At 38.2% G+C, this 2,119-nt stretch carries 4 protein-coding genes and 2 pseudogenes; 1 reads left to right on the forward strand and 5 read right to left on the reverse strand.

All coding sequences use genetic code 11. The features are described from left to right. A pseudogene (locus tag ACYTXL_RS27360) lies at positions 1 to 192 on the forward strand (hypothetical protein); the annotation flags it as partial. Positions 193 to 194: 2 nt separating this feature from the next. On the opposite strand, the gene ACYTXL_RS27365 reads toward ACYTXL_RS27360, so the two are convergent. The 5 genes and pseudogenes from ACYTXL_RS27365 to ACYTXL_RS27385 all read right to left on the reverse strand — a co-directional run bounded on the left by ACYTXL_RS27365 (position 195) and on the right by ACYTXL_RS27385 (position 2,051). Further along, a complete protein-coding gene (locus tag ACYTXL_RS27365; RefSeq protein ID WP_461927448.1) occupies positions 195 to 590 on the reverse strand; it encodes a type II toxin-antitoxin system VapC family toxin in 396 nt (131 codons plus the stop codon). After that, positions 590 to 877 (reverse strand): hypothetical protein, encoded by a 288-nt coding sequence (locus ACYTXL_RS27370; protein ID WP_461927449.1) that lies wholly within the window; start codon positions 875 to 877, stop codon positions 590 to 592. The genes ACYTXL_RS27365 and ACYTXL_RS27370 overlap by 1 nt, the downstream gene beginning before the upstream one ends. Positions 878 to 1,223: 346 nt before the next feature. Beyond that, a complete protein-coding gene (locus ACYTXL_RS27375; RefSeq protein WP_461927450.1) occupies positions 1,224 to 1,679 on the reverse strand; it encodes a hypothetical protein in 456 nt (151 codons plus the stop codon). A gap of 65 nt (positions 1,680 to 1,744) precedes the next feature. Further along, positions 1,745 to 1,939 (reverse strand): annotated as a pseudogene (locus ACYTXL_RS27380) (galactose-1-phosphate uridylyltransferase); the annotation flags it as partial. Beyond that, positions 1,884 to 2,051 (reverse strand): hypothetical protein, encoded by a 168-nt coding sequence (locus ACYTXL_RS27385; protein WP_461927451.1) that lies wholly within the window; start codon positions 2,049 to 2,051, stop codon positions 1,884 to 1,886. The pseudogene ACYTXL_RS27380 and the gene ACYTXL_RS27385, both read right to left, overlap by 56 nt. Positions 2,052 to 2,119 lie beyond the last annotated feature (68 nt).

The raw sequence follows: 2,119 nt of genomic DNA on the forward strand, positions 1-2,119 counted from the left end.
GTAAGGCCCCATCACGTTGTCAGCAATGCCATAATCTACGCCGTAGTTCTCAGTTTCCCAGCGTCCACCACTATAAAAGCAGTAGTATTTACCTTTCTGTCTGAGGTTGGTATTCCAAATGGTACACTAGCGATCGCAATTACTGCCGAATTACTCAACAATCCTGATATAGCAGTGTATCAATTGTATTAAATCTAATTTTCTAACCAGTTCTCTAATTGTAAATTAGGAATATTACTAAAATCTTTGATATTATTAGTCACGAGAATATCATTGCGAGAACGAGCAATAGCAGCAATTAACGCATCTAATTCTCCAGTGGGTTTACCAATATTTTTGAGTTCGCTTTGAATCTTGCCAAATTCAATAGCTGCTTCTAAGTCAAATGGTTCTATGGGTAATAAATCAGTAAACTGCTGCAAATTTTCCAGATTATTGAACACCTGTTGAGAATAGTAAACGCCTTTATAAAGTTCCGCAACTATAATTGTTGATAGATAACATTGGCTAAAGTAGCGATTAAATTTTTTCACTGCTTGGGGGTTTTCTTTGAGAAGTGCAATGCAAATGTTAGTGTCTAACAAATACATTAGCCGTTATCCTGATTATCAATTGAGTCTATGCTTCTACCTTGGTAAGTATGACGTTGTTGGTCAACCTCTACAAATATTTCTATTAAATCTAGTTGATTTTTCCACACTCCAAATAATTTATTTAATTTAGCTAATCTCTCTTCTTGTGTTAAATTAACTTTTGGTTCGCATATTTCCTTTTCAATAAATTCTAAGTCTATAATTATTTCTGTTCCATCTGGAATGTTATTTAATTGCTCTAATATTTCTATATTTTGACCGCGTTTTATTCCTCTGACTTTCATATTATTTTATCCTTGATATTTTGATATGTTCTCAGTATTAGCTTAACATCTTAAAAGAGGGGCAGTTAAATACACGTCTTCTATCTAGCTGAGACACCCTTGAATTTTTCTTCTTATTCCAGTCTCAGCTTTTTTTGTACCTTTTTCAACCCGTCGAACTCACGTTAACATGATGATTCCACGCCAGAAGCAGTCTTTAAACCCAAATTTTTTTAAGCAAACTGGTTTAATAAGTCTGTTGAAAGGCTGCTAGCAACCTTTCAACACCATAGGTGACTTTCTTCAGTCCACTGTACCAGAGTTGTTGGGCTGCTGGCGCATAATCAAAGATGAACTACTTTTAAGATTAGGAGTCATCTTGATTTTCGGTTTTAATGATTTTGGGCTTTCTACCCTTTTTATCACTGCTCACCGCTTTTGAGTTTATTGTGGAGGAATTATCCTCGATCTCAACTTCTTCGGTTAAAAATGAACTAACTGTGGCAGAATCTTCAATCACAGGACTAGCTAAACTATTCTTGGCATTGCCAAACTCATCATGCTCCTGTTTTTGTTTTTCCTCACTTTCAATCTTGCCTACATCTTTAAGGCGCTGTACATCGCGCTTGAATTGCTCATAATTCTCTACTCGTTCTCCCAAATCGATGTTTAGTTTGTAATCATTCCGAATACCTTCTATGCCTCTTCTAATCTGTTCAGCATCGAAGCTGTCATCTGACAATAATAAAGCCTCTAGCTTATCTAAAAACTCTACAACATCCTCTCGATTGGCACCGTTTGGATGATTGTAGACCTCTACCATTAAATTGCAATGACTGATGTAGACAGTCTCAGCAATAAAAGCTCCGAGTGCAGAGCGTAAGGGTTCATTAAACCCCGCCGATGTTTTTCATAATACTCCTGCTGCATTGACAGCATCCGCGCCGGAACAGGCGGTATAAAAGGATAAGCATAAATTTGCCCGTGGGGATGGTGCAATGTTACACCCACCTCTACCCCTTTATTTTCAAAAGGCAGCACGTACTGAATTTGGGGATTTAGTCCTAGTTCGCGGGTGCGATCGACCATTGAGCATAAAGCGATCGCGCTGTATCCCCACAGTCCGCATTGCGGTGTAGGATTTTGCTTGATCCAATAGTTGATTATTATGCCAAAGTTCAATATGGGCATCCATTAGGGTAGGCTTTTCTGGACTCCACAGCAATTCGTTGCGGTAGTCGTCGATACCTGGATCGGAAAGGG

It is taken from the genome of Nostoc sp. (assembly GCF_054880495.1).

What these genes read in the sequence shown, in the direction of transcription:
- ACYTXL_RS27365 (WP_461927448.1), bottom strand. Translation starts at nt 590, where the DNA reads ATGTATTTGTTAGACACTAACATTTGCATTGCACTTCTCAAAGAAAAC.
- ACYTXL_RS27375 (WP_461927450.1), bottom strand. Translation starts at nt 1,679, where the DNA reads ATGGTAGAGGTCTACAATCATCCAAACGGTGCCAATCGAGAGGATGTT.
- ACYTXL_RS27370 (WP_461927449.1), bottom strand. Translation starts at nt 877, where the DNA reads ATGAAAGTCAGAGGAATAAAACGCGGTCAAAATATAGAAATATTAGAG.
- ACYTXL_RS27385 (WP_461927451.1), bottom strand. Translation starts at nt 2,051, where the DNA reads ATGGATGCCCATATTGAACTTTGGCATAATAATCAACTATTGGATCAA.